Annotated in this window: 23 protein-coding genes; 18 read left to right on the forward strand and 5 right to left on the reverse strand. The window is 64.8% G+C overall.

Going from position 1 to position 24,175, the window contains the following annotated elements; genetic code table 11:
- Window positions 1–6 precede the first annotated feature (6 nt).
- Window positions 7–303, reverse strand: a complete 297-nt coding sequence (gene groES / locus ACX93L_RS10705) for a co-chaperone GroES (protein ID WP_112830927.1) — start codon at window positions 301–303, stop codon at window positions 7–9.
- A 186-nt stretch (window positions 304–489) separates the two neighbouring features.
- Between groES and chrA the strand changes: the two genes are divergently transcribed.
- From chrA to ACX93L_RS10750, 9 genes are all read left to right on the forward strand, one after another.
- The gene (gene chrA / locus ACX93L_RS10710) at window positions 490–1,854 is read left to right on the forward strand and encodes a chromate efflux transporter (RefSeq protein WP_459404824.1); all 1,365 of its coding nucleotides are present in this window, start codon (window positions 490–492) and stop codon (window positions 1,852–1,854) included.
- Window positions 1,855–1,950: 96 nt separating this feature from the next.
- A complete protein-coding gene (locus ACX93L_RS10715; protein ID WP_459404825.1) occupies window positions 1,951–2,802 on the forward strand; it encodes a TIGR01459 family HAD-type hydrolase in 852 nt (283 codons plus the stop codon).
- Window positions 2,803–2,813: 11 nt separating this feature from the next.
- Complete coding sequence (locus ACX93L_RS10720) at window positions 2,814–3,794, forward strand: bifunctional riboflavin kinase/FAD synthetase (RefSeq protein ID WP_459404826.1); 981 nt, start codon at window positions 2,814–2,816, stop codon at window positions 3,792–3,794.
- Between the two features lie 145 nt (window positions 3,795–3,939).
- Window positions 3,940–4,356 (forward strand): YeeE/YedE family protein, encoded by a 417-nt coding sequence (locus ACX93L_RS10725; protein WP_459404827.1) that lies wholly within the window; start codon window positions 3,940–3,942, stop codon window positions 4,354–4,356.
- An 11-nt stretch (window positions 4,357–4,367) separates the two neighbouring features.
- Entirely contained in the window at window positions 4,368–4,811 is a 444-nt protein-coding gene (locus ACX93L_RS10730) for a DUF6691 family protein (protein ID WP_459404828.1), read from the forward strand.
- A 231-nt stretch (window positions 4,812–5,042) separates the two neighbouring features.
- Window positions 5,043–7,928, forward strand: coding sequence for an isoleucine--tRNA ligase (gene ileS, locus ACX93L_RS10735; RefSeq protein ID WP_459404829.1), 2,886 nt, complete (start codon window positions 5,043–5,045; stop codon window positions 7,926–7,928).
- 135 nt (window positions 7,929–8,063) lie between these two features.
- Entirely contained in the window at window positions 8,064–8,693 is a 630-nt protein-coding gene (locus ACX93L_RS10740; RefSeq protein WP_169590301.1) for a hypothetical protein, read from the forward strand.
- A gap of 85 nt (window positions 8,694–8,778) precedes the next feature.
- Entirely contained in the window at window positions 8,779–9,261 is a 483-nt protein-coding gene (locus ACX93L_RS10745; protein ID WP_459404830.1) for a GNAT family N-acetyltransferase, read from the forward strand.
- A gap of 71 nt (window positions 9,262–9,332) precedes the next feature.
- On the forward strand, window positions 9,333–10,133 hold the full coding sequence (locus ACX93L_RS10750) for a GGDEF domain-containing protein (protein ID WP_459404831.1): 801 nt from the start codon (window positions 9,333–9,335) through the stop codon (window positions 10,131–10,133).
- 33 nt (window positions 10,134–10,166) lie between these two features.
- Here ACX93L_RS10750 and ACX93L_RS10755 read toward each other — a convergent pair whose 3' ends face one another.
- On the reverse strand, window positions 10,167–10,616 hold the full coding sequence (locus tag ACX93L_RS10755) for a nucleoside deaminase (RefSeq protein WP_459404832.1): 450 nt from the start codon (window positions 10,614–10,616) through the stop codon (window positions 10,167–10,169).
- 70 nt (window positions 10,617–10,686) lie between these two features.
- On the opposite strand from ACX93L_RS10755, the gene ACX93L_RS10760 reads away from it, so the two are divergent.
- The 3 genes from ACX93L_RS10760 to ACX93L_RS10770 are packed head-to-tail and all read left to right on the forward strand — an operon-like array spanning window position 10,687 to window position 14,054.
- Window positions 10,687–12,582, forward strand: a complete 1,896-nt coding sequence (locus tag ACX93L_RS10760) for a pseudouridine synthase (protein ID WP_459404833.1) — start codon at window positions 10,687–10,689, stop codon at window positions 12,580–12,582.
- A 6-nt stretch (window positions 12,583–12,588) separates the two neighbouring features.
- Window positions 12,589–13,149: a 16S rRNA (guanine(966)-N(2))-methyltransferase RsmD gene (gene rsmD / locus ACX93L_RS10765; protein ID WP_459404834.1), complete on the forward strand. Its 561-nt coding sequence runs from the start codon at window positions 12,589–12,591 to the stop codon at window positions 13,147–13,149.
- Between the two features lie 23 nt (window positions 13,150–13,172).
- Window positions 13,173–14,054 carry a patatin-like phospholipase family protein gene (locus tag ACX93L_RS10770; RefSeq protein WP_459404835.1) on the forward strand — a complete coding sequence of 294 codons (882 nt, stop codon included), beginning with the start codon at window positions 13,173–13,175 and terminating at the stop codon, window positions 14,052–14,054.
- Between the two features lie 36 nt (window positions 14,055–14,090).
- Here the strand turns inward: ACX93L_RS10770 and ACX93L_RS10775 are convergent, their stop codons facing one another.
- Window positions 14,091–15,935 carry a monovalent cation:proton antiporter-2 (CPA2) family protein gene (locus tag ACX93L_RS10775; RefSeq protein ID WP_459404836.1) on the reverse strand — a complete coding sequence of 615 codons (1,845 nt, stop codon included), beginning with the start codon at window positions 15,933–15,935 and terminating at the stop codon, window positions 14,091–14,093.
- A 75-nt stretch (window positions 15,936–16,010) separates the two neighbouring features.
- Here ACX93L_RS10775 and ACX93L_RS10780 point away from each other — a divergent pair, with 75 nt between their 5' ends.
- The 6 genes from ACX93L_RS10780 to lpxK all read left to right on the forward strand — a co-directional run bounded on the left by ACX93L_RS10780 (window position 16,011) and on the right by lpxK (window position 21,884).
- A complete protein-coding gene (locus tag ACX93L_RS10780) occupies window positions 16,011–17,357 on the forward strand; it encodes a TldD/PmbA family protein (RefSeq protein WP_459404837.1) in 1,347 nt (448 codons plus the stop codon).
- 39 nt (window positions 17,358–17,396) lie between these two features.
- Window positions 17,397–18,206: a 3'(2'),5'-bisphosphate nucleotidase CysQ gene (locus ACX93L_RS10785; protein ID WP_459404838.1), complete on the forward strand. Its 810-nt coding sequence runs from the start codon at window positions 17,397–17,399 to the stop codon at window positions 18,204–18,206.
- Window positions 18,207–18,266: 60 nt separating this feature from the next.
- Window positions 18,267–18,515 carry a DUF4170 domain-containing protein gene (locus ACX93L_RS10790; RefSeq protein ID WP_169590281.1) on the forward strand — a complete coding sequence of 83 codons (249 nt, stop codon included), beginning with the start codon at window positions 18,267–18,269 and terminating at the stop codon, window positions 18,513–18,515.
- Window positions 18,516–18,673: 158 nt separating this feature from the next.
- A complete protein-coding gene (waaA, locus tag ACX93L_RS10795; RefSeq protein ID WP_459405368.1) occupies window positions 18,674–19,993 on the forward strand; it encodes a lipid IV(A) 3-deoxy-D-manno-octulosonic acid transferase in 1,320 nt (439 codons plus the stop codon).
- Window positions 19,994–20,018: 25 nt separating this feature from the next.
- Window positions 20,019–20,726, forward strand: coding sequence for an HAD family hydrolase (locus ACX93L_RS10800; protein ID WP_459404839.1), 708 nt, complete (start codon window positions 20,019–20,021; stop codon window positions 20,724–20,726).
- 120 nt (window positions 20,727–20,846) lie between these two features.
- Window positions 20,847–21,884, forward strand: a complete 1,038-nt coding sequence (gene lpxK, locus ACX93L_RS10805; protein WP_459404840.1) for a tetraacyldisaccharide 4'-kinase — start codon at window positions 20,847–20,849, stop codon at window positions 21,882–21,884.
- Window positions 21,885–21,896: 12 nt separating this feature from the next.
- Here the strand turns inward: lpxK and ACX93L_RS10810 are convergent, their stop codons facing one another.
- On the reverse strand, window positions 21,897–22,124 hold the full coding sequence (locus ACX93L_RS10810; protein WP_169590275.1) for a DUF2093 domain-containing protein: 228 nt from the start codon (window positions 22,122–22,124) through the stop codon (window positions 21,897–21,899).
- A 65-nt stretch (window positions 22,125–22,189) separates the two neighbouring features.
- Window positions 22,190–24,025, reverse strand: a complete 1,836-nt coding sequence (gene mutL, locus ACX93L_RS10815) for a DNA mismatch repair endonuclease MutL (protein ID WP_459404841.1) — start codon at window positions 24,023–24,025, stop codon at window positions 22,190–22,192.
- Window positions 24,026–24,175 lie beyond the last annotated feature (150 nt).

Raw genomic sequence — 24,175 nt, forward strand, 5'->3', positions numbered from 1 at the left:
CGGCAATCAGCCGATGATGCCCATGATGTCGGCTTCCTTCATGATCAGAAGGTCTACGCCGTCGAGCTTGACTTCGGTGCCGGACCACTTGCCGAACAGCACGCGATCGCCGACCTTGACGTCGAGAGCAACAACCTTGCCGTGGTCGTCGCGAGCGCCCGGACCAACGGCGACGACTTCGCCTTCAGCCGGCTTTTCCTTTGCGGTGTCGGGAATGATGATGCCGCCCTTGGTCTTTTCTTCGGACTCAACGCGCTTGACTACAACGCGGTCGTGAAGCGGGCGGAAAGATGTGCTTGCCATTGTCTAATCCCTCGATCAAATGACATTCGCGGGTCGCGGTGGACCCGCATGGATACTGTTAGCACTCCCTGTCGGCGAGTGCTAGCGAGTTGGAGATAAGGACGGGTCCCGGATGAGTCAAGCGCGCCCTGTCGAAAATATTTCATCGACCATTGTTAACACCGCCGCATGACAGATCGTGTGACAATGACTTCGCAGGATGCGCCGCAATCGGCCTCGTTTTCGGAGCTGTTCCGGGCCTTCCTGCGCATCGGCGTGATGAGCTTCGGCGGTCCGGCGGCCCAGATCGCCCTGATGCACCGCGTCTGCGTCGACGAAAAACGCTGGGTATCCGAGGACCGCTTTCTGCATGCGCTGAACTTCTGCATGCTGCTTCCGGGCCCGGAAGCCCAGCAGCTCGCCACCTATATCGGCTGGCTGACGCACGGCGTTCGTGGAGGTTTGGTTGCCGGCCTGCTTTTCGTTCTGCCGGGGCTCGCCGTCATTCTCGGCCTGTCGACGCTCTATTCCTACTATCATGACGTCGGCTGGGTCGCCGGCCTGTTCTTCGGCCTCAAGGCCGCGATCCTCGCGATCGTCGTCGAGGCCGTCGTGCGGATCGGGCGCCGGGCGCTGAAGACGCGCTTCCATCGCCTCGTGGCCCTTGTGGCGTTCCTGGCCCTCTTCGCCTTCGCTCTGCCCTTTCCGCTCGTCGTGCTGCTTGCCGGCCTCGCGGGACTGGTGGAAGCCCGCCTTGTCACCCGCGACCCGTCACCTCAGGCCTCCTCCAGTGACGGCGGGCAGGCTGCGGCAATGCGCCGGCCGGGCCGTTCACTGGCAACGCTCGCCTTCTGGCTCCTCGTCTGGCAGGCGCCGTTGATTCCGCTCTGGCTGCTATCCGGCGAAAGCGGTCTCGGCGAGGTCTTCGCCTTCTTTTCCCGTATGGCGCTCGTCACCTTCGGCGGAGCCTATGCCGTTCTCTCCTATGTCGCGCAGGTGGCGGTCGACCAGTATCACTGGCTGAAGCCCGGCGAGATGCTCGACGGTCTGGCGCTGGCCGAAACGACGCCCGGCCCGCTGGTGCTGGTGCTGTCCTATGTCGGCTTCCTCGCCGGCTTTCGCGATGCCGGCGGGCTGTCGCCTTTCCTGGGCGGCCTCCTCGGCGGTCTGCTCGCCGCCTGGGCGACCTTCGTCCCAAGTTTCGTCTGGATCTTCGCCGGCGCGCCCTATGTCGAGCGGCTGCGCGGCAATCGCATGGTGACGGCAGCCCTTTCGGCGATCACCGCCGCCGTCGTCGGCGTGATCCTCAACCTCGCCGTCTGGTTTGCCCTGCATGTGCTGTTCACGACGGTCGACCGGTGGGTCATCTGGCCGTCTCCCGTCGGCGCGGCAGACCGTGAGGCGCCCGGGCTCTCGGTCTCGCTGCCCCTGCCGGACCTCGCCACGCTTGATGGCGCAGCCCTCGTCCTTGCGGTGCTCTCGGCTGCGATGATCTTCGGGCTGCGGCAGGGAATGGGACGGACCCTCGTCGTCGCGGCCGGCCTCGGACTTGCCTGGCGTCTTCTCGCTTGACGCGGTCCGGCTTGCGGCGATTTTCCGCAAAGGCCCTTGCCTTCCCGACATTCCTTTGCGATGTCAGCCTTGCATTTTTTCAGTCAGGAACAGCGCATGGCCGACCGCATTTCCACCTTGAGCGACGTCACCGAACGTTACGACGTCATCCTGTGCGACGTCTGGGGCGTCCTGCACAACGGGGTCGATGCCTTTCCCGCCGCATCCGAGGCGCTGACCGCGGCCCGCGCGGCCGGCACCACGGTCGTCCTGATCACCAATTCGCCGCGCCGGTCTCAAGACGTCATCAACCAGCTGCGGATGATCGGCGTCGCCGATACCGCCTATGACCGCATCGTCACCTCCGGCGACGTCACCCGCACGCTGATTGCGGCCGGCCCGAAGCGCATCTTCTTCCTCGGTCCGGATCGCGATCTCAATCTGCTGGAAGGCCTCGGCGTGACGGCTGTCGCGCCGGAGGATGCCGAGGCGATCGTCTGCACCGGCTTCTTCGACGATGAGACGGAAACGCCGGAGGATTATCACGATGTGCTGGTGGCCTTCGCCGCCCGCAAGGCGCCGCTGATCTGCGCCAATCCGGACCTGATCGTCGAGCGCGGCCATCGCATGATCCCCTGCGCCGGCGCGGTTGCCGCCTATTACGAACAGCTGGGCGGCTCGACCCGCATCGCCGGCAAGCCGCACCGCCCGATCTATGAAGCTTCGCTCGCTGCGGCGCGCGAGGAGCGCAAGGGCGAGGTGGCGAAGGACCGCATCCTCGCGATCGGTGACGGCATGCCGACCGACGTGCGCGGCGCCCTCGATGCAGGCCTCGACCTTCTTTACATCTCCGGCGGCATCCATGCCGCCGAATACACCGTCAACGGCAAGCCGGACGAAGCGATCCTCAACGCCTACCTCAAGCGCGAGAACGCGGAACCCCGCTTCTGGATGCAGAGACTGGCCTGAGGGGCGGACTGATGACGGTCTTTCATCGAAACGAGAAGAAGAACCCGCTGCCCGACAACCTGCGTGGCGGCGTGATCGCGATCGGCAATTTCGATGGCGTGCACCGCGGCCACCAGACCGTGCTGACCCGTGCGCTCGAGCTGTCGCAGAGCCGCGGCGTGCCGGCCCTGGTCCTGACCTTCGAGCCACATCCGCGCAGCGTCTTCAATCCCGACAAACCTGTCTTCCGGCTGACCCCCGCGCCGCTGCGGGCGAGCCTGCTCGAGGCCATGGGCTTCCATTCGGTCATCGAATATCCCTTCGACCGCGAATTTTCCGGCCGTTCCGCCGAGGACTTCGTCCGCTCTATCCTCGTCGAATGGCTCGGCGCAACCGAGGTCGTGACCGGCTTCGACTTCCATTTCGGCAAAGGTCGTGAAGGCGGACCGGCCTTCCTTATGGAAGCCGGGCAAAGGAATGGCTTCGGGGTCACACTGGTCGACGCCTTCCGCGACGAGGGTGCCGAGGTGGTGTCGTCGAGCCGCATCCGCCGCCTGCTGTCCGAGGGCAATGTCGCCGAGGCCGCAGGTCTGCTCGGTTATCGCTTCACCGTCGAGGCGGAGGTCATCAAGGGCCAGCAGCTCGGCCGCACTCTGGGCTATCCGACCGCCAACATGGCGCTTGCGCCGGAAGTCGAGCTGAAGCCCGGCATCTATGCCGTCCGTCTTCGGCGCACCGATGGTCGTCTCTACGACGGCGTCGCGAGCTTCGGCTATCGGCCCACGGTCACCGAGAACGGCGCGGCCCTGCTCGAAACCTATGTCTTCGATTTCGAAGGCAATCTCTATGGCGAGAACTGCCGGGTGTCCTTCTTCGGTCACCTGCGCGACGAACTGAAATTCGCCGGCCTCGAACCGCTGGTCGCGCAGATCCGCAAGGACGAGGAGGAGGCGAGGGCTCTTCTTTCCGGTGTTCGCCCGCTCGGCGAACTCGACGCGAAGATCGCCTTCTGATGTCGGGCGCCGTTCGCGCGGCAAAACATTTCCGATCGGGCACTGCAAACATAAATATATACCTATGTAATTCGGACTGCCGCGCATAGATTGCGGCCGTCGGCACAGGCCGGCCTTCGTTGTAGATCCCGGGCCATCTTCCTCCATGACTGAATTCACCCCACTGCTATCCTTCACCGGCGGCCTTCTCATCGGCCTCGCGGCCGTTCTCCTGATGCTCTCCTGGGGACGCATCGCCGGCATGTCGGCGATCGTCATCGGCGTCTTCCCGCCACTCAGTGCCGACTGGGCCTGGCGTGCCGCCTTTCTCGTCGGCGCGATCGCAATGCCGGCATTGCTCCAGCTCTTCGGTTACGGTGCGGCTTTCTCCGCGCCGGTCTCGGTCAGTGCGCTCGTGGTCGGCGGCCTTGTTACCGGCGTCGGCGTGACCTTCGGCTCGGGCTGCACCTCGGGCCACGGCGTCTGCGGCATGGCGCGCCTGTCGCCGCGTTCGATCGCCGCGACGGCGAGCTTCATGGCGTCCGGCTTCGCCACCGTCTTCCTGATCCGTCACGTTTTCTGAGGGAGCTTTCGATGAAATATCTCGTTGCAGTGGCGATCGGCGCCATCTTCGGCCTCGGCATCGTGCTCTCCGGCATGGCGGATCCGGCCAAGGTCATGAACTTCTTCGATATCGCCGGTACCTGGGATCCGAGCCTCGCCTTCGTCATGGCGGGTGCTCTCCTGGTCACCGGGCCGGGCTACGTACTCGTCCAGCGCAGCCGCAAGGCGCCCGTCTTCGACGACGCCTTCCACATCCCGGCCAAGGGCCGCATCGACGCCCGCCTGGTCGGCGGCTCACTGCTCTTCGGCGTCGGCTGGGGTATCGCCGGCTTCTGCCCGGGCGGCTCCGTGCCGGCGCTCGGCCTTGGCCATCGTGAAGCCTTCGTGTTCTTTGCCGCCCTGGTCGTCGGCATGCTGGTCGCGCGCTGGCTGCTGCGCATGAATGTCTTCAGCCTGTCGGTGCGACCCACCTGATCATTTGCCGCGACGGGCCTCTTCCTTTTCGCGGCAAAAACCCTTAAACAACCGCCACAATGACCAGGGTTCGGCTGACCATATCCCTTCGAATTATTGGCCCGGCCTTCCGCGCGCTTTGAGAGCTGCCGGAGGGTCCGGGTTTTCGGCGTTCTCCACGACGCTCTCCGTCACCACGAATTCCAAGATAAATGCGCGACCGCCTCCCGGTCGCCCCTCGATGGCAAGATCATGACCGACACCACTGAAAAAGTAGACTACTCGTCCACCCTCTACCTGCCCCAGACCGAATTCCCGATGCGCGCCGGACTGCCGCAGAAGGAACCGGAAATGGTCAAGCGCTGGCAGGAAATGGGCCTCTACAAGAAGTTGCGCGCTTCCGCCGCCGGCCGCGAAAAATTCGTCCTGCACGACGGCCCGCCCTATGCCAACGGCAACATCCACATCGGCCACGCGCTGAACAAGATCCTCAAGGACGTCATCACCCGCTCGTTCCAGATGCGCGGTCGTGACGCCAACTATGTTCCGGGTTGGGATTGCCACGGCCTGCCGATCGAATGGAAGATCGAGGAAAAGTACCGCGAGAAAGGCAAGAACAAGGACGAGGTGCCGGTCAACGAGTTCCGCCGCGAGTGCCGTGAGTTCGCGCAGGGCTGGATTGACGTGCAGTCGGCCGAGTTCCGCCGTCTCGGCATCGAGGGTGACTTCGATCACCCCTATACGACCATGGCCTACCACTCCGAGTCCCGGATCGCTGGCGAACTGCTGAAGATCGCCAAGTCCGGCCAGCTTTATCGCGGCTCCAAGCCGATCATGTGGTCGGTGGTCGAGCGCACGGCGCTGGCCGAGGCGGAAGTGGAATATCACGAGGTCGAAAGCGACACGATCTGGGTGAAGTTCCCGGTGACGGAAGGTGCTGCCGACCTCAAGGGTAATTTCGTCGTCATCTGGACGACCACCCCATGGACCATCCCCGGTAACCGCGCCATCTCCTTCTCCTCGCGCTTCCCCTACGGTCTCTACGAGGTGGAAAGCGCCACCAATGATTTCGGTCCGCAGCCGGGCGAAAAGCTGATCTTCGCCACGCGCCTCGCCGATGAGGCTGCCGCCAAGGCCAAGGTGACGCTGAAGCTCCTCCGCGATGTGACGCCGGAAGACCTTTCTGGTATCACCTGCGCCCACCCGCTCGCAGCCCTCGGCTACGATTTCAAGGTGCCGCTGCTCGACGGCGATCACGTTACCGACGACGCCGGCACGGGTTTTGTGCACACAGCCCCCGGCCATGGTCGCGAAGACTTTGACGCGTGGATGGGCCATGCGCGCGAACTGGAAGCCCGCGGCATTTCCTCAAAGATCCCGTTCACGGTGGATGATGCCGGCTTCTACACCAGCGATGCACCGGGCTTCGATGGCGCGCGCGTCATGGACGACAACGGCAAGAAGGGCGACGCCAACAATCGCGTCATCAAGGCGCTGATCGATGCCAACAACCTGTTTGCCCGTGGCCGCATCAAGCATGATTACCCGCATTCCTGGCGCTCCAAGAAGCCGGTCATCTTCCGCAACACGCCGCAATGGTTCGTCTACATGGACAAGGAACTCGGCGATGGCTCGACGCTGCGTTCGCGCGCGCTGGGTGCGATCGACGAAACCCGTTTCGTGCCCGCCAGCGGCCAGAACCGCCTGCGCGGCATGATCGAAACGCGCCCGGACTGGGTGCTTTCGCGCCAGCGCGCCTGGGGCGTGCCGATCTGCGTCTTCGCCGACGAGGCCGGCAACATCCTGCGCGACGACGAAGTCGATGCCCGCATTCTCGAAGCCTTTGAAAAGGAAGGCGCCGACGCGTGGTTTGCCGAGGGCGCCGCCGAGCGCTTCCTTGCCGGCAAGTACGATGCCGCTCAGTGGAAGCAGGTGCGCGACATTCTCGATGTGTGGTTCGATAGCGGCTGCACCCATACCTTCACGCTGGAAGATCGCCCGGACCTCAAGTGGCCGGCTGATGTCTATCTGGAAGGCTCCGACCAGCATCGCGGCTGGTTCCATTCCTCGCTGCTGGAAAGCTGTGCGACCCGTGGGCACGCGCCCTACAAGGCGGTGGTGACGCATGGCTTCACCATGGCCGAAGATGGCCGCAAGATGTCGAAGTCGCTCGGCAATCAGGTCTTCCCGCAGGACGTCATGAAGGAATCGGGCGCCGATATCCTGCGCCTCTGGGTCATGACCACCGACTACTGGGAAGACCAGCGCCTCGGCAAGACGATCATCCAGACCAACATCGACGCCTACCGCAAGCTGCGCAACACCATCCGCTGGATGCTCGGCACGCTGGCGCACGACACGGGCGAAGACATCGCGATCGCCGACATGCCGGAACTGGAGCAGCTGATGCTCCACCGCCTGGCGGAACTCGATAAGCTGGTGCGCGAAGGCTACGACGCCTTCGACTTCAAGAAGATCGCCCGTGCGCTCATCGATTTCTCCAACGTCGAGCTTTCGGCCTTCTACTTCGACGTTCGCAAGGACGCGCTCTACTGCGACGCCCCGTCGTCGCTGCGCCGCCGTTCGGCGCTTGCAGTCATCCGCAAGCTGTTCGATTGCCTCGTCACCTGGCTTGCACCCATGCTGCCTTTCACCACCGAAGAGGCGTGGCTGTCGCGCAATCCACAGGCTGTTTCGGTCCATCTCGAACAGTTCCCGACGGTCCCGGCGGAATGGCTGAACCCGGCGCTGGAAGCGAAGTGGGACAAGATCCGTCAGGTCCGCACCGTCGTCACCGGCGCTCTCGAAATCGAGCGCCGCGAAAAGCGCATCGGTTCCTCGCTGGAGGCAGCCCCGGTCGTGCATGTTGCCGACTCGGACCTGTTCAAGGCGCTGGAAGGTCAGGATTTCGCGGAGATCTGCATCACTTCGGCCGTCTCGGTCGTCGCGGACGAAGGCCCGGCGGATGCGTTCCGTCTGCCCGAAGTCGCCAAGGTTTCGGTCGAGCCCAAGCTGGCCGAGGGCACGAAATGCGCCCGTTCCTGGAAGATCACGCCGGACGTCGGTTCCGATCCGGAGTATCCGGACGTTTCCGCGCGCGACGCGGCCGCGCTGCGGGAACTGGCCGCCCGCCATTAATGAAATGTTACCGGATGATTTGCTCTTTGGCGTGTCATCCGGTAAATGTGCCTGAAAATGGCCGGAATCTTCGCTCAGGCGAGTATCGAAGACAGTCGGCGGAAGCATAAACAGCGGCGAGGCTCGTAGGCATTCATGAAATCGGCAGATCTGTTCAGAGTTGGTGTCGGGATGACCGGCCTGCTTGTCGCTTGCTCCATGTTGGCCGGTTGCGTCGGCAGCCCGACCTACGGCACCGACAAGACGGCCATGGAACAGCTGGTCGATGACGTCGGCTCCGCCGTTTCGCTCGGCTCCGATCCGAACAAGAACAAGGGCACGAAGTACAATCCGCGCCCGGCACTGGTGATGCCGCCGGAATCGGCCAAGGCCAGCCTGGCTGCCCCGCAGCAGTCGCTCGCCGGCAAGGACAATCCGGAGTGGCTCGAGACGCCGGAAGAGGCCCGCGAACGTCTGGTCGCCGAGGCCGATGCCAATGCCAACAATCCGCGCTACCGTTCGCCGCTGCTCGCCGGTTACGGCACCAACGGCACCATGACCGAGAGCCAGAAGTGGCAGGCCTTCCGCGAGGCACGCCAGCTGCAGAAGGGCGCGTACCTCGACCAGCGCCGCTTCCTCTCCGACCCGCCGACCGAATATCGCCAGGCGGACGAGACGGCTCTGACCGATCTGGGCGAACCGGAAGCCAAGAAGGAAAAGCGCCGCAAGAAGCTGGCCAAGGCTGCCAACCAGCAGAACAATCAGTGGTGGATGCCTTTCCAGTAAGCCGAGCGGCTGCATCGCTTTCGAACGGACAGGGCAGGGCGGAAACGGCCTGCCCTTTTTCATGACCTGACACCCGGGGACCCCGATGAACTTCACAATCCGCGACGCCACGCCCGACGATGTCGGCACCATCCTGCGCTTTATCACCGACCTCGCCGTCTTCGAAAATGCCGGTCACGAGGTCGAGGCGACGGAAGAGAGCCTGAAGGCATCCCTGTTCGGCCCCGGTTCCGTTACGGGCGCGGCCATCATCGAGGCGGATGGCCGACCCGCCGGCTTTGCCGTCTGGTTCTTCAACTATTCCACCTGGCAGGCGCGCAACGGCCTCTATCTCGAAGATCTCTACATTTCGCCGGATTACCGCGGCTCGGGCGCCGGCAAGCGCATGTTGCGTCATCTGGCGAAGATTGCCGTCGACAAGGGCTGCGGCCGGTTCGAGTGGAGCGTCCTCGACTGGAACGAGCCGGCGATCCGCGTCTATGACGCAATCGGCGGCGAGCCCCAGAATGAATGGATCCGCTATCGCCTGGCCGGTGACCGCCTGAAGGCCTTTGCCGAAGGCGTCTGAGAGGTTTTCGGGACGGCGCTTTTTGTCCTTGGTATCACGTTACGTTAACCTGCCGCGCATAGCGTGCGCGCATGCGTGCCATAAGCCGGAAAACAATCGTCAAGTCAGTGGTCACGGCGCTCGCGTCGATGCTCGCTTCCGTCTCTATCGTTCTTCTGCTGGTGCCGCTGCTGGGTGGTCATCCGGACGGTCCCGGTTTCTGGATGAGCGTTTTCTGCCCGCTGGTCATCGCCGGACCGGCAAGCCTATGGCAGTTTCACCAGAAAGACGTGATCGAGCGGCAGCGCGACGAACTCGCCCACATGCATGTCGCATTGGAGGACATGCATATCGAGCTTCGACATCTGCATGACGATCTTCGCTGGCGGGCCCGGCGGGATGCTCTGACCGGCGGACTGAACCGCGAGGCGCTCTTTGCCGCTCTCGACGACCTGGCCGGACGTGATCCCGGGCCGGTGGCACTGCTGATCGCCGACGCCGATCATTTCAAGCGCATCAACGATACCTTTGGCCATCTGATTGGCGACGAGGCCCTGCGCCGCATTGCCGCGACGATCGACGCGACACTGGGACCGGACGATCTGTGGGGCCGCATTGGCGGGGAGGAGTTCGTCATCTTTCTCGCCAAGGCCGATCCGGAGCAGGCCCGCCTGATTGCGGGCAGCATTCGCCGAGCCGTCGCAGAGGCGGACCTCCAGGTAGACGGACGCCGCGTGCCGCTGAGCGTGAGCATTGGTGCCGCTTCGACGACCGGTGTCTTCGACCCGATCGATCTCTTCCGCCAAGCCGACCAGCACCTCTATGGCGCCAAGGACGGAGGGCGCAACCGTGTCGTGATCGACGGACGCGAGATCGACCCGATCACCGCCTGACACGAGCCGTGCGGAGACAATCTGCCGTCAGTCCTATCGCCGGCTCTGGAAGAAGCGCTTCAGGAGCTCTGCCGACGATGTTTCGCCGATCCCCGCATAGACTTCGGGCGCGTGGTGGCAGGTCGGCTGCGCATAGAAGCGCACGCCGTTGTCTACCCCGCCGCCCTTCGGATCCTCGGCGCCGTAATAGAGCCGGCGGATGCGGGCAAACGAGATCGCCGCGGCGCACATGGTGCAGGGCTCGAGCGTGACGTAGAGGTCGGCGCCCGTCAGCCGTTCGTCGCCGATCGCCGCCGCGGCCCGGCGGATCGCCAGGACTTCGGCATGGGCGGTGATGTCGTTCAGCGCACGTGTTTCATTGCCGGCGCGCGCCACGATCGTGCCGTCCGAGACGACGACCGCGCCGATCGGCACCTCGCCGCGCTCTCCGGCTGCCCGTGCCTCATCCAGTGCGGCGGCCATGAAACCGTTCGTCTGCGCCACTTCCACAACTTTCCTCTTAACCAAGCGGTCTTGACCTGATAGGACAGCCCAAACCACAGGCAAACAGCAAATGACATTCAAAGACAAGTCCAGGCGCCCCGGACCGAAGACGTCCGACCGCGGCGGCAAGCCGCTCACCCGCACGCCGAGCGCGGCAACCGACAAGCCCGCGCGCAAGCCGGCCAGGGTCGAAGCCACGATCGCCGCCGATGAAACCAAGCCCGAGCGCATCTCCAAGCTGCTCGCGCGCGCGGGCGTTGCCTCGCGTCGCGACGTCGAGCGCATGATCATGGAAGGTCGCGTCACCCTGAACGGCAAGGTGCTCGATACCCCGGTCGTCAATGCGACGCTCTCCGACACGATCGAGGTCGACGGCGCGGCCATCCGCGGCATCGAGCGCACCCGCCTCTGGCTCTATCACAAGCCGGCCGGTCTGGTGACCACCAACTCCGATCCCGAAGGCCGTCCGACCGTTTTCGACAACCTGCCGGAAGAGCTTCCCCGGGTCATGTCGATCGGCCGCCTCGACATCAACACCGAAGGCTTGCTGCTGCTGACCAACGACGGTGGACTGGCCCGCGTGCTCGAACTGCCGACCACCGGTTGGCTGCGTCGCTACCGCGTTCGCGCCCATGGCGAGATCGACCAGGCAGCACTCGACAAGCTGAAGGACGGCATTGCCGTCGACGGCGTGCTCTACGGTTCTATCGACGCGACGCTCGACCGCACCCAGGGCCACAATGCGTGGATCACCATGGGCCTGCGTGAAGGCAAGAACCGCGAGATCAAGAACGTGCTCGGCGCGCTGGGTCTCGAGGTCAACCGCCTGATCCGCATCTCTTACGGTCCATTCCAGCTCGGCGACCTGCCGGAGGGCAAGGTGATCGAGGTGCGCGGCCGCATGCTGCGCGACCAGCTCGGTCCCCGCCTGATCGAGGATGCCAAGGCCAACTTCGATGCGCCGATCTATAGCGCCGGCCCGGTCGGCGACGAGGATGACGCCGCCCCCGCCAAGGCGCCGGCAAAGGCCGAGCGCTCGAAATGGGCCAAGCCCGAGGACCGCCGCGAACAGGCTCTCGGCCGTCTCGATACCAGACGCGACGGCGACCGCGATGGCCGCAAGGGTTCCTTCGGTGGCAAGCGCGACGACCGCGGCGGAGACGATCGCCGTGGCGGCGGCTACGGCGACAGTGCCGACAAGCCGAAGCGCCGCACGCCGGGCTCGACCCGCACCGCGAATGTGTGGATGGCGCCCGGCGCCCGCCCGGTCTCCGAGAAGAAGGCCGCCGAGGCGGAAGCTGCCGAGAAGCGTGCCGCTCGCGCCCGTCCCGACGGCGGTGCCGACAAGCGCTACGGCCGCACGAAGGATGGCAAGCCGACCAAGTCGCTGAACCGCTTCGACCCGGACCGCAAAGGTGGCAAGCCGGAATACGGTCGTCCGGATCCGGGCCCCCGCGTACAGGTCAGCCGTACCCGGGACGAAGAGGGCGAATGGATCCGCGCCGAGCAGCCGGCCCGTCGTAAGGACGACGAAGGTTTCGGCGGCCGGCGCAGTTTCGGCGATCGTCCGGAACGCGGCGAGCGTGGTGACCGTCCGGCCCGTGGTGGCGATCGCCCGCGTGGTGACCGCGCCTTCGGCGACCGTCCCCGCGATGATCGTCCCCGTGAGGACCGCCCGCGCGGCGACCGGCCCTTCGGCGACAAGCCGCGCGGTCCCCGCTCCGAGGGCCGCCCCGGCGGAGATCGTCCGTTTGGCGACAAGCCCCGCGGTCCGCGCAACGCCGACAGCCGTCCCTCAGGCGATCGCGCCTTCGGTGACAAGCCGCGGGGCGCAAAGCCTTTCGGCGGCAAACCGGGCGGAAAGCCCGGTGGCTCGAAGTCCTTTTCCGGCAAGCCCGGCGGCGGACGTCCCGGCGGCGGCGGCAAGCCTGCTGGCGGTCGCGGTCCTGCCAAGGGCAAGAGGTAAGGCGCGGTGCGGATTGTCGGCGGTGAATTTCGTGGCCGCGCCCTGGCCGCGCCGAAATCCAATGCGATCCGGCCGACTACCGACCGGACGCGCGAAAGCCTGTTCAATATCCTCGCGCACGCCCATCCAGGCGTGCTCGACGGCACCCGGATCATCGATCTTTTCGCCGGTACCGGCGCGGTGGGCATCGAAGCTCTGTCGCGGGGCTGCAAGTCGGCGCTGTTCGTCGAAAACAGCGTCGAGGGCCGTAGCCTTCTCTGGGAGAACATCGATGCGCTCGGCCTGCACGGTCGTGCCCGGATTCTCCGGCGAGACGCCACCCAGCTCGGGCCGGCATCCAACATAGAACCCTTCGATCTCGTCTTCGCCGACCCGCCCTATGCCAAGGGACTGGGCGAAAAGGCCTTGCTCGCCGCCCATCTCGGCGGCTGGCTGGCCCCGGGCGCAATCGCTGTGCTCGAGGAGCGCGCCGATGTCCTGGTCGAGGTGGATCCCGTATTCGCCTTCATCGAAGAACGCAGCTTCGGTGACACGAAAATGTACTTCTTTTCCTATAAGCCTGCCTGACATTCCATCCGGGGAAGTCTGCCATGCAAGAAAACATCGCCTTGACCGTCGCTCCGACTGAGCAATCGGCCGGGGCGCCCTCGATCGCGCTTGCGCTAGGCGCGGGCGGTGCGCGTGGCTTTGCCCATATTCCGGTCATCGAGGCGTTGGACGAACTCGGGATACGCCCGACGGTGATCGCAGGATCGTCGATGGGGGCGATCATCGGCGCCGGCATGGCCGCCGGCATGACGGGCAGGGACATCCGTGACTACACGGTCCAGACCATCGGCCATCGAGGCACGGTCGCCAATCGCCTGTGGAGCCTCGGCCCCTCCACCATGCGCGACGCGCTAGGAGGCTTCAAGCTCGGCCAGTTCAATCTGGAGCGTATCCTCAAGGCCTTCCTGCCGGAGGCGATCCCCGCGGATTTTTCGCAACTCGGCATACCCCTGAAGGTGATCGCCACCGACTACTATGGCCAGTGCGAGGTGGTTTGCGAGAGCGGCGATCTCTACGAGGCGCTATCCGCCTCGGCCGCCATTCCCGCGCTCTTCATGCCGATCCATCGCGACGGCCGGCTGATGATCGACGGCGGCATCTTCAATCCGGTTCCCTATGACCATCTGATCGGCCAGGCCGACATCGTCGTCGGTGTCGACGTGATCGGCGGCCCCGAAACCACCGGCAGCTTCGTCCCGAACCGCATCGACAGCCTGTTCGGCGCGACCCAGCTCCTGATGCAGTCGAACGTGGCCCTGAAGATGAAGCTGTGCCAGCCGGACCTTTATCTCAGACCCGAGGTCAATGCCTTCCGCGTCATGGATCTGCTCAAGGCCCGCCAGATCATCGAGGCGAACGAGGCGATAAAGGACCGCTTCAAGCGTGATCTCGAAGCGCGGATCGAGGACTTTGTTCGCCGTTGAGGCAGCGGGTAACCGAAATCGTTTCCAAGGTCTTCCTCAGCTCGGATTGAGATCGCGGACTGTTTCCTGTTCTTCGGTGAGCGCCGTCGTCCGTTTCGGTTTGAGCAGCGGCTCCGGACGGACCGGGCGGTTGTGCAGCATGTGGCGCCCTGCATGCACGCCCTCTGCCGACTGGATCTTCAGTCGCTCTTCGTCGCGCCGGCGAATATCCTCGCCGATCTTGTAGGCATCCTCTTCGCTCACCCCCAGCCCCTCGATTGTGCGCCGCCCGAACAGCAGGCCGGACTCCAGCGTCTCGCGGAGTTCGTATTCGATGTCGCGTTTCCGGAGCGAAATACTGTGCAGCCGATCATAGGCGCGCACGAAGAGCCGCGCATCCGGAAACTCCGCGCGCACCAGATCCACGATCTTGTCGGTCACCTCGCGCTTCTGGGTGCAGACGGCAACGATCTTCGCCCGCTCGATGCCTGCCGCACGCAGCACGTCGAGGCGGCTGCCGTCGCCGAAATAGATGCGGAAGCCGAAGGATGCTGCCTGCCGGATACGATCGGCGCTGTCGTCGATGATTGTCACGTCGCGGCCGCTGGCGAGCAGGATCTGTGCCGCGATCTGGCCGAAACGGGAAAAGCCGATCATCAGGACGTCGGCACCCGCACCCTCGAAATCCTCTTCTATCTCCTCGCGGACCTCGGCCGATACGAGCCGGCGTGACAACAGCTGCCCGAACGGCATCAGCGCCATTGATAGGGTGACGATGGCGATCAGCAGCGAGGAGGTGCTGTTCGTCAGCAATCCGCTCACCGCTGCCGTGGTGAAGATGACGAAGCCGAATTCACCGCCTTGTGGCAGCAGGAGCGCGACGCGGATCGCATCGTCGTGGGACGAACGGGTGAACCGGCACAGGCCGTAGAGCACGACCGCCTTGATCAGCATCAGTGACGGCACCGCGACGACGATCATCAGGAGGTTCTGTCGGATGACTTCGAGTTCCATCGACAGCCCGACGGACATGAAGAACAGCGCGAGCAGGAGCCCGCGGAACGGCTCGATGTCGGCCTCGAGTTCGTGCCGGTAGGAGGATTCGGCCAGCATGACGCCTGAGAGGAAGGCGCCCATTGCCATCGAAAGCCCGCTCACATGCATCAGCATGGCCGATCCCAGAACGACGAACAGCGCCGCCGCGATCATCACTTCGCGTGCGCCGGTGCGGGCGATCACCTGGAACATCGGCGTCAGCAGGAAGCGGCCGGAAAGCACCGTGACCACGATCGCCCCGAGCGAGATCGCGATGTCGAGAAGGGGCGACTGATCCGCTCCGCCGCGGTCCCCGTCGAGGATCGAGAGCATGGCGAGCAGCGGCACGATGGCGATGTCCTGCAGCAGCAGGATCGAAAAGGCGCGCTGGCCGTGGCGGCTGTTGAGCTCGGCGTTGTCGTTGAGGATCTGAAGAGCGAAGGCGGTGGAGGACAGCGCGAGACCGAAGCCGGCCACCAGCGCGCCCCGCCACTCCAGAAGCCCGGTGGCGACGGCCACCGTGGTCAGGACAAGTCCGGTCAGAACCACCTGTGCCGAGCCGAGCCCGAAGATGTCGTCGCGCATGTGCCATAGCCGCGACGGCTTGAGCTCGAGGCCGATGATGAACAGCAGGAAGACGACGCCGAGTTCGGCGACGGCGAAGATGTCGTCGGTTCCCGTGATGAGATGCGCCAGCGGGCCGATCACGATCCCTGCCGCAAGATAGCCGAGCACGGTGCCGAGGCCGAGCTTTCGAAACACCGGTGCGGCGACGATGGCGCCGCCGAGCAGAAGCAGTGTTTCCGTGAAAAGCGCCTCGGAACCTGTCGACAAATCCTGGGTCTCCTGCCTTTGTGATCGGGCCATCCCCGGGAATCGCCCCGCGACCCTTGATGCCTTCCGTAATGCACAATAAATGGAGCGGGAATGAAAGGCCAAATCATGTCCAGCCAAATCGATTCCGCGCCCCTCCTCGCCCGTGCCGAAGAGCTCGTCTCGCTTGCCCGCAAGGCCGGTGCCGATGCCGCCGACGCCGTCGTGGTCCGTTCCCGTTCGACCTCCGTCAGTGTCCGCCTCGGCAAGGTCGAGCAGACCGACGCCTCGGAGGGGGATGACTTCTCGCTCCGCGTCTTCATCGGCAAGCAGGTCGCCAGTGTTTCGGCCAATCCGGGCTTCGATCTGAAAGCGCTCGCCGAACGTGCCGTCGCCATGGCCCGGGTTTCACCCGAGGACCCCTATGCGGGTCTCGCCGATGCTGCCGATATCGCCAAATCCTACCCGGACCTCGATCTCTTTGACCCGACCGTGGTGTCGAGCGATGCCCTGCGTGAGGCGGCCCTCGCGATGGAAGCCGCAGCGCTCGAGGTCGAAGGGGTCAGCAATTCGGCGGGTGCCGGAGCCTCGGCCGGCATGGGCGGCATGGTGCTCGTCACCTCCCACGGCTTTTCCGGAAGTTACATGGCGTCGCGCTTCAGCCGCTCCGTCGGTGTGATCGCCGGCGAGGGCACGCGCATGGAGCGTGACCACGATTTCGACAGCCGTCTCTATTTCGCCGACCTCGACAAGCCCGAGGATATCGGCCGCCGTGCCGGTGAACGTGTCATCAAGCGCGTCAACCCACGCCAGGTGCCGACCGGCAAGGATCTGACGGTCGTCTTCGATCCGCGCGTTGCTCGCGGGTTCGTCGGCCACATCGCCGGCGCGATCAACGGCGCGGCCGTCGCCCGCAAGACTTCCTTTCTGCGTGACCGCATGGGCGAGCAGGTGCTGAAGGCCGGCCTCAACATCACCGACGATCCGCTGAAGGTACGAGGCTCGGCCTCCCGCCCGTTCGATGGCGAGGGCGTCAAGGGCCAGCGGCTGACCATGATCGAGGACGGCGTGCTGAAGCATTGGTTCCTGTCGTCTTCGGCCGCGCGCGAACTCGGCCTGCACACCAACGGTCGCGGGGCCCGCGGCGGCACCGCCGTGTCTCCGACCTCGACCAACCTCGCGCTCGAGCCGGGCGATGTTTCGCCCGAGGAACTGATCCGCTCGGTGGGCACCGGCTTCTACGTGACCGAGCTGATCGGCCAGGGCGTCGACATGATCACCGGTGAGTACAGCCGCGGCGCGACCGGTTTCTGGATCGAGAACGGCGAACTCGCATTTCCGGTCTCCGGGGTGACGATTGCCTCGAACCTCAAGGACATGTTCATGCGGGTGACGCTCGCCAACGACATCGATCGCAAGTTCGGCGTTGCCGCCCCGACCATCGCGATCGAGGGCATGACGCTGGCAGGGCAGTGATCGCATGGTGAACGGGACGGCAGGAGGGACAGCTTCGCCATGAGCGCCCAACCGATCTTCGACTGGCAGGCCGACCTGGCCCTGATCGCGGAAGCCGCCCGCGCGGCCGGTGCCGTGGCCCTTGGTCACTTCGGCCAGTCGCCGGAGGTCTGGTGGAAGAACGGTGGCCATTCCCCCGTCAGTGCCGCGGACTATGCCGCCAACCAATGCCTGGAAGAGAGATTGCGCAGTGCCCGTCCGGCTTATGGTTGGCTGTCGGAGGAGACGGACGACGATCCAGCCCGGCTCGACTGCGAAACCCTCTTTGTCGTGGACCCGATTGACGGTACCCGTGCCTTCATCAACGGCCGCAAGACCTGGTGCGTCAGCGTCGCGGTGGTGCATGGCCGTCGGCCGGTCGCGGGTGCGCTGGTCGCCCCTGCACTCGACGAGGAGTTCCTCGCCGTGGTCGATGGGCCGGCGCTGAAGAACGGCAAGCCGATCTCGGTTGCCACCCACCGCCCGGGCGAAAGGCTCAAGGTCGCGACGCCGCAGGACATCGTCGCCGGCTTCGATGCAGTCATCCGCGACCGCATCGAGCGGGTGGAGCATATCCCCTCGCTGGCCTATCGCCTTGCCATGGTCGCCGACGGTCGTATCGACGCGACGCTGGTGAAGCGCAATTCCCATGACTGGGATCTTGCCGCCGCTGACCTCATTCTGGAGCGGGCCGGTGGCCGCCTCGTCGATCTCTACGGCGAGGCGCTGCGCTACAATCGACCTGAGGTAAGCCATGGCGAACTCTGCGCCGCCATCGAGGCGGAATTGCCAGACCTGCTTAAACACCTGCTTCTCGCGCCGCGCAGTTGACCTTTCCGCCGAAATCGATCAGAGGAAGGTGGACGCGAAATCTACGGAAAGAGACTGGAAATGGCGGATTCGAACGACAGCAAGCAGCTTCTCCACCTCGTCTTCGGCGGCGAACTGTCGAGCCTGGAAGATGTTCAGTTCCGCGATTTGAACGCGCTCGATATCGTCGGGATCTTCCCGGACTATGCGAGTGCCCTTGCTGCCTGGAAGGCCAAGGCGCAGCAGACCGTCGACAACGCCCACATGCGCTATTTCATCGTCCACATGCATCGCCTTCTGACCCCGGGCGGCGCAACGGTCGAGCACTGAGACTTTTTTGGGCATCGACCTAGGGCGCTGCCCGATGACCGTTGCCGCAAGTCACGTTTAAAACGTAGTTTTGAAGCATCAGGTATTTTTGCGTAGCCAGCCTCCTGAAAGGGCTCGATGGCGTTCATGATGAATAAAAACGGTGTCGCACGATGGCAATGAGCGATGGTCTCGCATCCTTGGCCATTGCCTCCTATGGCTGGGCGGGCATCGCTGCCTATCCTCTGACGGGGCCCCTGCTTGCCTTTCGTGCCGCGAAGGGCAAGGAGGATCGCGCCCGCCGCCTGGAGCGTTTCGGCTATCCCGCCATCGATCGGCCGGCAGGCCCACTGGTCTGGGTCCATGCCGCAAGCGTCGGCGAGACGCTGGCCGTCGTGCCGTTGATGCGCGAGCTGCGCCGGCGTGACATCCACGTGCTTCTGACCACCGGTACCGTGACATCGGCCGAACTCGCGCGCTTCCGTCTCGATGGCGAGATCCTGCACCAGTATGTGCCGCTCGACGTCAAGCCGGCGGTCCGCCGCTTCCTGAGCTACTGGCAGCCGGACGTCGCGATCTCGGTCGAATCCGAGATCTGGCCGACGACGCTGATGGAGCTTCACAAGCGTCACATCCCGCAGATCCTCGTCAACGCGCGCATTTCTGATCGCTCCTTCGATCGCTGGCAGCGGCATTCCTCGATCGCCGAAGCACTGTTTTCCAAACTGTCGCTGGTGATCGCCCAGTCCGAGCTCGACGCCGAACGGTTCCGCGACCTCGGCGCCTGGCCGGTCAGCGTATCGGGCAACATCAAGGTCGACAGCGACGCGCCGCCCTGCGACATGGCGGTGTTCGAGCGCTATCGCCAGCAGATCGGCGACCGCAAGACCTGGGCCTCCATCTCGACCTTCGACGGCGAGGAAAAGATCGCCACCATGGTTCATCGGGCGTTGAAGGCCCACACCGGCCTTCTGTCGATCGTCGTGCCGCGCCATCCCGAGCGCGCCGACGAGATCGAGGCGATGATGATCGAGAAGGGCATGAAGGTGGCACGCCGCACTCGCGACGACGTGATCACCCCGGATGTCGACGTCTTCCTCGGCGACACGATCGGCGAGATGGGTCTTTACCTGCGCCTCACCGAGATCGCCTTCGTCGGGCGCTCGCTGACGGGCGAGGGTGGCCAGAACCCGCTGGAGCCGGCCATGCTGGGCTGCGCCGTGCTGGCCGGTCCGAAGGTCGGCAATTTCCGCGAGAGCTATCAGCGACTGGTCCGCAGCGGTAATGCCCGCATCGTGCGCGATGCCGAAATGCTGGCCAAGGCCGTTCACTTTCTGATGTCGAACGACCTCGCGCGGCACAAGATGATCGACGCCGGCACGGAGACCATGCAGGAAATGCGCGGTGCGCTGGTCGCGACGCTGAAGGGCCTTGAGCCCTATATCACCCCGCTGACGGTGACGGCCAAGCTGGAGCCCCGCATGGCGGGTCGCGGCTGACGGTGATTTCGGGGAGGGGACACCAATGACGACCACATCGGAGATTGCCGGCATTCTGTTCGACAAGGACGGGACGCTTCTCGATTTCGACGCCAGTTGGGCGCCGGTAAACCGCAAGGTTGCCCTGATCGCCGCCGCAGGTGACGCTGCGCTGGCCGAGAACCTTCTTCGGGCTTGCGGTATGGACCCGGTGACCGGCCGTCTGGTTCCCGACAGTTTGCTCGCCGCCGGCAATACCCGCGAGATCGCCGAGGGGCTGATCGCCGCGGGCGCGCCGCACGACCTGGATGCGCTCGTTCCCCTGATTGACGACCTCTTTGCCGGCGCGGCGGAACTGTCCGTCCCGGTTACCGAACTTGCGCCGCTCTTTGCCCGGCTGCGGGAACGCGGATTGCGGCTCGGCATCGCCTCCAGCGACAACGAGCGCTCGATCCGGGTTGCGGTGCGCCGTTTCGGCATCGACGACTACGTCGATTTCGTCGCTGGCTACGACAGTGGCCACGGTTCGAAGCCGGGGCCGGGCATGGTGCTGGGCTTCTGCGCCGAGACCGGCCTCAAGCCGCACCAGGTCGCCGTCGTCGGCGACAACAACCACGACCTCCACATGGGCCGCAATGCCGGCGCCGGCCTCAAGGTCGCAGTGCTGTCCGGGACCGGCTCCCGTCAATCGCTGGAGGAGGCCTGTGATGTTCTTTTGAACGACATCACAGAGTTGGAGGCCGTCCTCAACTGATCGACGCGTGCGAAGGATGTCCGCAACCGGCTTGACGAAGGCTATCCGGTTGGGCTCTCTTGTGCCGCGACGTGGGGTCGAGCGGTCGGGGGACCGCGGCAAACAAAGAAAGTGGACCGGATGGTATCGGAAGCACCGCCTTTTTGGTGGATGAAGCCCGACTGGCGTGCCTGGAGTCTTTCTCCCCTGTCCTTCCTTTATGGCCAGGTCTCTGGTCGTCGCATGGGCCGCAAGCGCCGCCATGCGCCCCCGGTTCCCGTCATCTGCGTCGGCAACTTCACCGTCGGCGGTGCCGGCAAGACCCCGACGGCGATTACGCTGGCAAGGGCGGCAATGGCCAAGGGCCTGAGACCCGGCTTCCTCAGCCGGGGCTACGGCGGTTCGCTCGATGTCACCACCTTGGTCGATCCCGATCATCACCGTTCGGTCGATGTCGGCGACGAACCGTTATTGCTCGCGCGCGAAGCCCTGACCGTGATTTCGCGGCGCCGCGTGGCCGGCGCGGAGCGCCTGGTCAAGGAAGGGGCCGACATCATCATCATGGATGACGGCTTCCAGAGCGCACGGCTTGCCGTCGACTTCGCGCTCGTGGTCATCGACACCCAGCGCGGCATCGGCAACGGACACATCGTTCCGGGTGGCCCGGTGCGTGCGCCGATTGCTGTCCAGATGCGCTACCTCGACGCCATCCTCAAGGTCGGAAGCGGAAATGCCGCCGATCAACTCGTTCGGCAGGCCTCACGGGCGGGAAAACAGGTCATGGTCGCCCGCCTTGAGCCGGAGCGGAACGACGTCCTGTCCGGAAAGCGCGTACTGGCTTTTGCCGGCATCGCCGATCCGGGCAAGTTCTATCGCACGCTGCAGGAACTCGGCGCCGAGATTGCTGACACCCAGGGCTTCCCCGATCACCATCACCTGAGCGACGACGAGATCGATGATCTTCTCGCCCGAGCCGCTGCCGCCGGACTTCAGCTTGCCACCACCGCGAAGGATCGAGTGCGACTGATCGGTGGGCATGGCAAGTCGACGGACCTGCTAAGCCGCGTACATGTGGTCGATGTCGAAATGAAGTTCGATGATCCGAATGCGCCGGGCCGGGTCATCGACCGGGCAATCGAGGCCTTTCGCGCCCGGCGGCTCAGGACGGCCGGACGCTGATGGCCTGAGGCCTCAACGCTTCTGGTTGGGCAGGGCGCCTGCGCGCTTTTCCGCCTCCAGCGATGCGGCGGCGTCCACATAGGGTTCCTGGCGTGCCACGCTCCAGTATTTCAGCTCGTCGACGAGGATCGGCTGTCCGGTGATCGCACAGGTGACGAATGTCCCGGGCGACAGGATCTGGAAGTCCGCATCGAGATAGCGGATCTTGGCTTCCCGGCTTCCGCCTTCAAAACGGTTCATCTGGATCGATCTCCTGCGTGTAACGAAACTGCCATAGCGCGCCATCGACCGGATTTCCAGACTTTTCAGCTGCGCCCGAAAAGGCGCTCGATGTCGGACAGCTTGAGCTCGACATAGGTCGGCCGGCCGTGATTGCACTGGCCGGAGCCCGGCGTCTCCTCCATCTGGCGCAGCAGCGCATTCATTTCCTCGACTCTGAGTTGCCTGCCTGACCGCACCGAGCCGTGGCAGGCCATGGTTGCCGCCACATGTTCGAGCTTGGCTGAGAGTCCCTGAGCCGTATCCCATTCCGCCACTTCGTCGGCGAGTTCGCGGATCAGTCCCGGCACGTCCATCTCGCCCAGCATGGCGGGCGTTTCCCGGACCGCGATGGCGCCGGGGCCAAAGCGCTCGATGGCAAGCCCCAGCTGTTCCAGCGAGGCGGCATGGACCATAAGCCGGTCGCAATCCTCTTCCGGAAGGTCGACGATTTCCGGGATCAGCAGCCCCTGGGAAGGAAGCCTCCGACCGGAAAGTGCTTTGCGCATCTGCTCGAACACCAGACGTTCATGCGCGGCGTGCTGGTCAACGATCACCAGCCCGTCCTTGGTCTGCGAGACAATGTAGTTGGCATGCACCTGGGCGCGTGCCGCTCCGAGCGGAAAGGACGCGGTCTCAGCGGCAGGCTTTTCGCTCGCGACGAAAACCTCGCTCCGGGCCGTGGGCATTTCGGTCTCGCCGAAGCGCGCCTGCAGCGGCTCGGAGAAACCCGGTTGCGAAAACGCCGTCGCGGCGTTCGTCGGCTGGCCCGCAAAGGGATGATAGGGCGACGACTGGTAGCTCCATCCGCCATTGGATGACGCGGGCGGCGGGGTGGGGCGGAAGCCCGGCCGGAAGGCGCGCAGCATGCCTTCGGAACCCGTGGTCGAGGCCCGGTCGCCCTCCCGCTTCAGCGCTTCGCGGATCGCCCCGACAATCAGGCCGCGCACCAGTCCGGGGTCGCGGAAGCGAACGTCCGATTTGGCCGGGTGCACGTTGACGTCGACCAGCGCCGGATCGAGGGTCAGAGACAGCACGGCGACGGGGTAGCGCCCCTGCGGCATGGTCTCGGCATAGGCGCCGCGGATCGCCGACAGGATCTGCTTGTCCTGCACCGGCCGGCCGTTGACGAAGGCATATTGATGAGCCGAATTGCCGCGATGGAAGGTCGGCAGGCCGGCAAAACCGCCGAGGCGGACATCCTCACGCTCGGCGTCGAGCGCAATCGCATTGTCGCGGAAGTCGCTGCCGAGCACCTGGGCGATGCGGGCGAGGCTGTCGTCGCCGGTTGCCGGCAGTTCGAGCGTCGAACGGTCGCTGCCCGACAGCACGAAGCGGATGGCCGGAAAGGCGATGGCCATGCGCTTCACCACTTCGGTGATCGCGGCCGCCTCGGCCTTTTCCGTCTTGAGGAACTTCAGCCGCGCCGGGGTCGCGAAAAACAGGTCACGCACCTCGACCGTGGTTCCGGGATTGGCAGGCGCGGGCCTCACCGCCGAAACCTTGCCGCCGGTCACCGAGATTTCCGCGCCCTCCGAGCTGTCTGGCCTGCGGCTGGTGATGCTGAGCCGCGCGACCGAGCCGATCGAGGGCAGGGCCTCGCCGCGAAAACCGAGCGACCGGATGTCGAACAGCGTGTCGTTGAGCTTCGAGGTGCAATGCCGGCGGATGGCGAGTTCCAGGTCCTCCGGCGCCATGCCGCTGCCGTTGTCGATGACCCGGAGCAACCCTTTCCCGCCACCCGCGGTGGCGATCTCGATGCGGGTCGCGCCGGCGTCGATGGCATTCTCGATCAATTCCTTCGCCGCGCTGGCCGGTCGTTCGATGACCTCGCCGGCGGCGATCTGGTTGATGAGGGTTTCCGAGAGCTGCTTGATGACCATGTTTCTATTTTCGGGGATTCGCGCCCGGGATGGAAGCGGTAACTCAACCTGTGCACCGAAGGGGGCAAAGGCATAGAAATTCATTAAGCTGGTTTTAAGTTAAGGTGGATAGCTTCAACGCTGACTTGAAATGTTTTCAAAGGCAGGGCC

This window comes from Rhizobium sp. CAU 1783, assembly GCF_054551725.1.

Excerpts from the sequence above, each read along its gene's own strand:
- ACX93L_RS10715 (WP_459404825.1), top strand. The coding sequence starts at position 1,951 with ATGGCCGACCGCATTTCCACCTTGAGCGACGTCACCGAACGTTACGAC.
- chrA (WP_459404824.1), top strand. The coding sequence starts at position 490 with ATGACTTCGCAGGATGCGCCGCAATCGGCCTCGTTTTCGGAGCTGTTC.
- ACX93L_RS10800 (WP_459404839.1), top strand. The coding sequence starts at position 20,019 with ATGACGACCACATCGGAGATTGCCGGCATTCTGTTCGACAAGGACGGG.
- mutL (WP_459404841.1), bottom strand. The coding sequence starts at position 24,025 with ATGGTCATCAAGCAGCTCTCGGAAACCCTCATCAACCAGATCGCCGCC.
- groES (WP_112830927.1), bottom strand. The coding sequence starts at position 303 with ATGGCAAGCACATCTTTCCGCCCGCTTCACGACCGCGTTGTAGTCAAG.
- ACX93L_RS10725 (WP_459404827.1), top strand. The coding sequence starts at position 3,940 with ATGACTGAATTCACCCCACTGCTATCCTTCACCGGCGGCCTTCTCATC.
- ACX93L_RS10770 (WP_459404835.1), top strand. The coding sequence starts at position 13,173 with ATGCAAGAAAACATCGCCTTGACCGTCGCTCCGACTGAGCAATCGGCC.
- ACX93L_RS10730 (WP_459404828.1), top strand. The coding sequence starts at position 4,368 with ATGAAATATCTCGTTGCAGTGGCGATCGGCGCCATCTTCGGCCTCGGC.
- ACX93L_RS10740 (WP_169590301.1), top strand. The coding sequence starts at position 8,064 with ATGAAATCGGCAGATCTGTTCAGAGTTGGTGTCGGGATGACCGGCCTG.
- ileS (WP_459404829.1), top strand. The coding sequence starts at position 5,043 with ATGACCGACACCACTGAAAAAGTAGACTACTCGTCCACCCTCTACCTG.
- ACX93L_RS10750 (WP_459404831.1), top strand. The coding sequence starts at position 9,333 with ATGCGTGCCATAAGCCGGAAAACAATCGTCAAGTCAGTGGTCACGGCG.
- ACX93L_RS10745 (WP_459404830.1), top strand. The coding sequence starts at position 8,779 with ATGAACTTCACAATCCGCGACGCCACGCCCGACGATGTCGGCACCATC.
- ACX93L_RS10720 (WP_459404826.1), top strand. The coding sequence starts at position 2,814 with ATGACGGTCTTTCATCGAAACGAGAAGAAGAACCCGCTGCCCGACAAC.
- ACX93L_RS10775 (WP_459404836.1), bottom strand. The coding sequence starts at position 15,935 with ATGGCCCGATCACAAAGGCAGGAGACCCAGGATTTGTCGACAGGTTCC.
- ACX93L_RS10790 (WP_169590281.1), top strand. The coding sequence starts at position 18,267 with ATGGCGGATTCGAACGACAGCAAGCAGCTTCTCCACCTCGTCTTCGGC.
- ACX93L_RS10780 (WP_459404837.1), top strand. The coding sequence starts at position 16,011 with ATGTCCAGCCAAATCGATTCCGCGCCCCTCCTCGCCCGTGCCGAAGAG.
- ACX93L_RS10785 (WP_459404838.1), top strand. The coding sequence starts at position 17,397 with ATGAGCGCCCAACCGATCTTCGACTGGCAGGCCGACCTGGCCCTGATC.
- ACX93L_RS10760 (WP_459404833.1), top strand. The coding sequence starts at position 10,687 with ATGACATTCAAAGACAAGTCCAGGCGCCCCGGACCGAAGACGTCCGAC.
- ACX93L_RS10810 (WP_169590275.1), bottom strand. The coding sequence starts at position 22,124 with ATGAACCGTTTTGAAGGCGGAAGCCGGGAAGCCAAGATCCGCTATCTC.
- waaA (WP_459405368.1), top strand. The coding sequence starts at position 18,674 with ATGAGCGATGGTCTCGCATCCTTGGCCATTGCCTCCTATGGCTGGGCG.
- lpxK (WP_459404840.1), top strand. The coding sequence starts at position 20,847 with ATGGTATCGGAAGCACCGCCTTTTTGGTGGATGAAGCCCGACTGGCGT.